This is a genomic window from Tardiphaga sp. (assembly GCF_041424195.1).
Taxonomy (GTDB): Bacteria; Pseudomonadota; Alphaproteobacteria; order Rhizobiales; family Xanthobacteraceae; genus Tardiphaga.
In genome coordinates, this window is sequence record NZ_JBGMOE010000174.1 from 38205 (window position 1) to 44970 (window position 6766).

Annotated in this window: 6 protein-coding genes; 1 reads left to right on the plus strand and 5 read right to left on the minus strand. The window is 61.9% G+C overall.

What is annotated here, in order from left to right; translation table 11 throughout:
- Window position 1: 1 nt before the first annotated feature.
- The gene (locus tag ACEK02_RS23705) at window positions 2–1132 is read right to left on the minus strand and encodes an efflux RND transporter periplasmic adaptor subunit (protein WP_371423987.1); all 1131 of its coding nucleotides are present in this window, start codon (window positions 1130–1132) and stop codon (window positions 2–4) included.
- A 169-nt stretch (window positions 1133–1301) separates the two neighbouring features.
- Here ACEK02_RS23705 and xth point away from each other — a divergent pair, with 169 nt between their 5' ends.
- A complete protein-coding gene (gene xth, locus ACEK02_RS23710) occupies window positions 1302–2093 on the plus strand; it encodes an exodeoxyribonuclease III (protein ID WP_371423988.1) in 792 nt (263 codons plus the stop codon).
- A gap of 72 nt (window positions 2094–2165) precedes the next feature.
- On the opposite strand, the gene ACEK02_RS23715 is transcribed toward xth, so the two are convergent.
- The 4 genes from ACEK02_RS23715 to ACEK02_RS23730 form a co-directional block, all read right to left on the minus strand.
- Window positions 2166–2978, minus strand: coding sequence for a tetratricopeptide repeat protein (locus tag ACEK02_RS23715; RefSeq protein WP_371423989.1), 813 nt, complete (start codon window positions 2976–2978; stop codon window positions 2166–2168).
- Window positions 2965–3645 (minus strand): hypothetical protein, encoded by a 681-nt coding sequence (locus ACEK02_RS23720; protein WP_371423990.1) that lies wholly within the window; start codon window positions 3643–3645, stop codon window positions 2965–2967. The genes ACEK02_RS23715 and ACEK02_RS23720 overlap by 14 nt, the downstream gene beginning before the upstream one ends.
- Window positions 3646–3951: 306 nt before the next feature.
- Entirely contained in the window at window positions 3952–5373 is a 1422-nt protein-coding gene (lpdA, locus tag ACEK02_RS23725; protein ID WP_371423991.1) for a dihydrolipoyl dehydrogenase, read from the minus strand.
- Between the two features lie 61 nt (window positions 5374–5434).
- Window positions 5435–6766 (minus strand): pyruvate dehydrogenase complex dihydrolipoamide acetyltransferase (locus ACEK02_RS23730; protein WP_371423992.1); only part of this gene is annotated, 1332 nt, incomplete at its 5' end.

The following is a 6766-nucleotide window of genomic DNA, read 5'->3' on the forward strand; positions in this document are numbered from 1 at the left end:
TTTATGCCCCGGCCCTGCGGGCCCGGGCCTCGACCCGTGTGCCTTGCATCAGCAAGAGCTGGCCATCGACGACGACATCCTCATCACCCTTCAGGCCTGAGGTGATCACCGAAACTCCCTGGAAGGTGCGATCAACCTCGACGGGCTGAACATGAGCGACACCGTCCTTCACCGTGAACACGAAGTTGCCAGTCTGGCTGCGCTGCACAGCCACGGTGGGCACAACAACGCCGTCCTCCGTGCGCACGATCAGCTTGGTCTGGACCAGAATGCCCGGCCATAGCGTCTCGTTCGGATTACTCATGATGCCGCGTACGGTGACCATTCCGGTCGTGGAATCGACGGCGTTTTCCACCATCGCCACCTTGCCGGTTTCAGAGCGGCCGCTGTTCGGGATGGTCGCAATGACCGAGGTCGATCCCGCCGCCATCGCCTCGCGCAGATCGCCAAGCACGCGCTGCGGCACGGCGAAGGACACATAGACCGGAGCCATCTGGTTGATGGTTGCGAGCGGCGCCGTGTCCGCAGGGCGAACGAAGTTGCCGACCTTCACATTGGCCGCGCTGATCCGGCCGGAGAACGGCGCGCGAATGATGGTATAGCTCTTCTGGACCTTGAGATTGTCGAGCGCTGACTGATCGGCCCGGATGGTTCCGGCCAGGATGTCGGACTGCGTCTTGGCATTGTCGACGCTGACCTGCGTAGTCGCGCCCTTCCCGATCAAGTCCGTAAAGCGCCGCACGTCGCGCTCCGCACCGGCCAATTGGGCCTGATCGCGCGCCAGCGTGCCTTCGGCCTGCTCGATCTGGGCATCGATCTGCCGCGAATCGAGGGTGAACAGCAGATCGCCTTCCTTGACCTTGGCGCCGTCTTCAAAATGAACCGAGGTGATGGTGGTTTCCACCCGCGACTTGAGCGCGACACTCGAAATCGGCGTTACTGTACCGATCGAGTCGACGTCGACCGGGACCGGTTTGCGTTCGGCTTTGGCAATCTCGACCGAAACGATCCGCGCGCGCTGCGGGGCCTGTGCATTCGTATTGCCACCGGTCCACGAGGAGCGCGTCACATAGGCAGCAACCGCGGCAGCGCCGACGAGAACGAGTAGAGCGATCGATGTGCGTTTCTTCATATGGTCCATGTCACCTGGTACAGAAGATCGGGTCGCCCCCGTTTCCCGCCCGTGGCAGCTTTAAAGACAGCGTCTATGCGCTTTAGGCTTAAAGCTTATCATGTTGACAGGCATGATGGTATGCCACGTTGACGTATTTTTGCCATTGTTGTTACCGGAATCCCAGTAGATGAGAATTGCGACCTGGAATGTGAACTCTGTCCGCCAGCGGCTGGACCACCTGCTGACCTGGCTGCGCGACTGCTCCCCGGACATCGTCTGCCTGCAGGAGATCAAATGCGTCGATGAGGCATTCCCGCGCGAGGCCATCGAGGCGCTCGGCTACAATGTCGTCACCCACGGCCAGAAGACCTTCAACGGCGTCGCTCTGCTCTCGAAATATCCGCTGGAGGAAGCCACGCCACGGCTGGCGGGCGACGACGAAGATCTCCACGCCCGCTTTATCGAAGGCGTAGTGTCGCTGAAATCCGGTGTGGTCCGGGTGGCCTGCCTGTATCTGCCGAACGGCAATCCGGTCGATACCGAGAAATATCCCTACAAGCTGAAATGGATGTCCCGGCTGCAGGAGTTCACCCGGATGAGGCTCAAGACTGAGGAGCCGCTGATTCTCGCCGGCGACTTCAACGTCATCCCGGCGGCAGTCGACGCCTATAATCCGGCGGCCTGGATCAACGACGCGCTGTTCAAACCGGAAACCCGCGCGAGTTTCCAGACCCTGCTCGGACTGGGCATGACCGACGCCCTGCGCGCCGTCACCGACGAGCCCGGCCAGTACACGTTCTGGGACTATCAGGCCGGTGCCTGGCAGAAGAACTGGGGCATCCGCATCGATCACCTGCTGCTGTCACCACAGGCCAGCGACAAGCTCATCGACGTCGGTATCGACAAGTATGTACGCGCCTGGGAGAAGCCCTCGGATCACGTGCCGGTCTGGGTCGACCTGGATCTGGAAGCGGCATAGCGGCCCGTCGCCGGCCCTACATACAGACTATCATCGCCCGGCTTGACCGGGCGATCCAGTCCTCGCCCACCCCTAGTCGCGTTTGCCAGACACCCAGTGCTCGAGCATCTGCAGCGCCATGGCACGGTCGTCTTCGGAGGCCTTGGCGATGGCCTTGTTGTAGCTGTCGCGGATCCAGGTGTCGTCGGGGCCGGCATTGTCACGGGCCAGCGTCAGCCACATCAGGCCGCGCGCCATCTGCCGTGGCAGCGATTCACCGTTGAACAACATCTGGCCGAGCAGCGCCTGGGCCTGGTGCTGGCCTTTCTGTGCAGCGAGACCAAGCCAACGGGCGCCATACTTGGTGTCGCGCGGGGTGCCGATGCCCTTCAGGTACAGCCGGGCCAGATCGTATTGCGCGTCGGCATTGCCGAAATAGGACGCGGCATAGGAGAACATCTCACGCGCACGTTCGGTGTCGGCTTTGATCTTCGAGTTCGGAATACCGTCGAGGTAATAGCGGCCGAGCGCCACGAAGGCGTTGGCGACGATGGCGGCCTGCGGCGCGGACGGGCTGTCCTCGGCATGGGCATTGGCAATGCGGCTGAAATATTCGAAGGCGCGCAGGTCGTCCTGCGCCACGCCGTTACCGTCGGCATACATCCGGCCGAGCTTCCACTGGGCGATCGGATGACCGCCTTCGGCGGCATATTGGAGTGCGGTCAGCGAGGTGTCGGGCTTGGCGGACTTCTTCAAGACCGGCGCAGCACCGGGAATGGTCGTTACAACCGGCAGCGCTGCGTCGCTGCTGCCAACGGGCGCGCCATCAAAGGCAAACGCCGGCGCGGCCACAGACGCGGCACCCAACACAAACGCTACAAAAATGGCACGCTCAACTATCCGCATAACAGTATTTCTCGTGGGCCCGGCCGGGTTCGGTCACGGCGCCACTAATGGCCGATACAACCTGCTGGGCATATGTCCACAGCGTCCCTGACATATGGTTAGTCGCGCGACGCTTCCCTTTGGTCGGGCGCGCGGCCAATTCTTTGTCGGTCAATTTTACGTTAAGGCAGCGCTCATCCGTTTCGCGCCTGATGGTGCTACCGTCCATCAATTCGAAGGCGTCAGGAGCCAGAGTCCCCTTCGATCCAACAAGGTCACCGGCAACGGTGATCGACTTGTCGGCAGAACGCATGACGCCCTGGTGGGAATTCCACTTCACGGTCTTCGAGCTCTCCGCAATCATCCGCCCTGTCGCAGCGAGGCAATCTCCCTGCAACCGGCCGTGATCGAGCAATATTGTCTTCAGCAACGGTATGTCGGCAACTTCCAATATGTCTTTGGCGACATAACGGCTTACCCGCTTCAAACCGGTGCTATATGGTGTCTTTTTGAAGATTTCGACGGAGCGGGATTCTTCCGCGCGCAGCTCGTGGCGGGCGACGGGCCGTTCGCCCTGCAGCGAAGTCAGACTCGTCGCGGACGGGAGCGCGCCACGCAACGCCAGCTCCCGGCCTTCCGTCATATGACGGCTAGGCAAACGCGACTTGATGTTCGTCTTGACGTCCATCGCGAACCTGGTTTCTCAGGCCGCTTCGGCGATCCGGGACAGTCCCACTGACATCCCGCCGACCTACGAAGCGCTCCAGCCTTCTGGCTGTCGATAAATGATTTCACGAAGGCGTGTGGCCAAATAGCGGCGGTTACAATACCCACAGCGTGACAGGGTTAAATCTTGGGGAACTGTGGCGGCGGAGACACATGCGTTGCGCGCCGGCAACCCTTTAGAGGTGTATCAAAGTTGGAGGCGCACGGCTGAAAACGAAAACGCCGCCCTTTCGAGGCGGCGTTCAATATCAGGATCGTGCGGAACGGCTCAGGTGTTCAGCACCCGGCCATAAGCATCCAGCACCGCCTCCTTCATCGTCTCCGAGATGGTCGGATGCGGGAAGATGGTGTGGAAGAGCTCTTCCTCGGTGGTCTCCAGGTTCATGGCGACCACGAAGCCCTGGATCATCTCGACCACTTCCGCGCCGACCATATGGGCGCCGAGCAGCTGGCCGGTCTTCTTGTCGAAGATCACCTTCACCATGCCCTGGTCCTCGCCCTGGGCGATCGCCTTGCCATTGGCGACGAAGGGGAAGCGGCCGACGCGGATGTCCTTGCCGGCTTCCTTGGCCTTGGCTTCGGTGAGACCGACCGAGGCCACCTGCGGATGGCAATAGGTGCAGCCGGGGATCAGGCTCTTGTCCATCCCGTGCGGGTTCATCCCCTTGATCGCCTCGACGCAGATCACACCCTCATGCTCGGCCTTGTGGGCGAGCATCGGCGGGCCGGCGACGTCGCCGATGGCATAGATGCCGGGCACGTTGGTCTTGCCGTATTTGTCGATCACGATGCAGCCGCGCTCGGTCTTCACACCAAGCTTCTCGAGGCCAAAGCCTTCGATATTGCCGACGACGCCGACCGCCGAGATCACGCGGTCGACGGTGAGCTGCTGGGTAGCCCCCTTGCCATCCTCGATGGTCACGGTGACTGAATCCGACTTCTTGTCGAGCTTGGTCACCTTCGCGCCGGACATGATCTTGATGCCCTGCTTCTCGAACTGTTTGCGGGCGAAGCCGGCAATCTCGGCGTCTTCCACCGGCAGGATCTGCGGCAGCACTTCCACTACGGTCACGTCGGCGCCCATGGTCTTGTAGAACGACGCGAATTCGATGCCGATGGCGCCGGAGCCGACCACCAGCAGCGACTTCGGCATCTTGTCGGGGTTCATCGCCTCGAAATAGGTCCAGACCAGCTTCTTGTCCGGCTCGAGTCCGGGCAGCACGCGCGGACGGGCGCCGGTGGCGACAATGATATGCTTGGCAGTGTAGCTGCCTGCCCCGAGCGCGCCCTTGGGTGCTGCGGCTTCCGTCTTCTTCACTGTGAACTTGCCCGGCGCATCCAGCGTCGCGTCGCCCCAGATGATCGAGATCTTGTTCTTGTTCATCAGATATTCGACGCCGCCGCTGAGGCGCTTAACGACACCACGTGAGCGCGCGATCACAGCCTTGATGTCGAACGAGACATTGTCGGCAGACAGGCCGTAATCTTTGGCATGCTGCATGTAGTGATAGATCTCCGCCGAGCGCAGCAGCGCCTTGGTCGGGATACAGCCCCAGTTGTTGCAGATACCGCCAAGATAAGCCTTCTCGACGATCGCCGTCTTGAAGCCGAGCTGCGCGGCACGAATGGCCGTCACATAGCCGCCGGGACCGGAGCCGATGACGACGACGTCGAAGGAATTGTCAGCCATGATATATCACTCGATGTTGTGGTGGCCGTTGAAGATGTGAGGGCGCGCAAGATCAGCGCGCTCACACCACCATCATCACGGGATTTTCGATCAGCTTCTTGAATGCAGTGATCAGTTCGGCGCCGAGCGCACCATCGATGGCGCGGTGATCGCAGGACAGCGTCACGCTCATCGTGGTCGCCGCCACAATCTGACCGCCCCTCACCACAGCCCGTTCCTCGCCCGTGCCGACCGCCAGGATCGAGGACTGCGGCGGATTGATCACCGCGGTGAAATCCTTGATGCCGAACATGCCGAGATTGGACACGGATGACGCGCCACCCTGATATTCGTTCGGCTTGAGCTTCTTGGCCTTGGCACGCGCGGCCAATTCCTTCATCTCGTTGGAAATTGACGAAATCGACTTGATCTCGGCCTGGCGGATAATCGGCGTGATCAGGCCGAACGGCAGCGCCACCGCCACGCCGATGTCGGAATGCTTGTGGCGGAGCATCGCAGCTTCCGTCCACGACACGTTCGCTTCCGGAATCTTCTGCAGCGCGACGGCCATCGCCTTGATGACGAAGTCGTTGACCGAGAGCTTGTAGAGCGGCTTGCCGTCCTTGTCCTTGCCGGCTGCGGCGTTGATCTCCTCGCGCGCGGAGGAGAGCTTGCCGAGATCGCAATCGACGGTGAGATAGAAGGTCGGCATCGAATTGGTCGCGGCGGTGAGACGCTGCGCAATCGTGCGGCGCATCGAGTCGTGCGGCACGCTCTCGTAAGCGCCCTGCTCGTACAGCCCGAGAATCTGTTGATCGGACATTGCAGGCGCACCGATCGCGCCAGTTGCACCGGCGGGAGCACCAGCAGGAGCGGCAGGTGCCTTCAGGCCAACACCGGACTTCGCCTTCTCGACATCCGCAGCGACCACACGACCATGCGGACCCGACCCGGTAATACGCCCGAGTTCGATGCCGGCATCCTTGGCGAGCCGACGCGCCAGCGGAGACGAGAATACGCGCGCGCCATTGCTCTGTGCAGCGGCCGGCTGTAGAGCTGGCGCAGCCGCTGGAGCTTTCGCTGCGGAAGCAGCAGCCGGCGCGGGTGCAGCAGCCGCGGGCTTCGGTGCGGGCGCTTCAGCAGCAGGCGCGGACTTCGGCTTGTCGGCCCCTGCCCCCGAGCCTGCAGCCTTCACGTCCTCGCCGTCGGCAGCGAGCACCGCGATGATGGCGTTCACCGCAACATCCTGCGTACCTTCCGCCACCAGAATCTTGGCGATGGTGCCTTCGTCGACGGCTTCGACTTCCATCGTCGCCTTGTCGGTCTCGATCTCGGCGATTACGTCGCCGGACTTGACCGTGTCGCCCTCTTTCTTGAGCCACTTGGCAAGGTTGCCCTTTTCCATGGTGGGCGA

What these genes read in the sequence shown, in the direction of transcription:
- xth (WP_371423988.1), top strand. Translation starts at nt 1,302, where the DNA reads ATGAGAATTGCGACCTGGAATGTGAACTCTGTCCGCCAGCGGCTGGAC.
- lpdA (WP_371423991.1), bottom strand. Translation starts at nt 5,373, where the DNA reads ATGGCTGACAATTCCTTCGACGTCGTCGTCATCGGCTCCGGTCCCGGC.
- ACEK02_RS23715 (WP_371423989.1), bottom strand. Translation starts at nt 2,978, where the DNA reads ATGCGGATAGTTGAGCGTGCCATTTTTGTAGCGTTTGTGTTGGGTGCC.
- ACEK02_RS23705 (WP_371423987.1), bottom strand. Translation starts at nt 1,132, where the DNA reads ATGAAGAAACGCACATCGATCGCTCTACTCGTTCTCGTCGGCGCTGCC.
- ACEK02_RS23720 (WP_371423990.1), bottom strand. Translation starts at nt 3,645, where the DNA reads ATGGACGTCAAGACGAACATCAAGTCGCGTTTGCCTAGCCGTCATATG.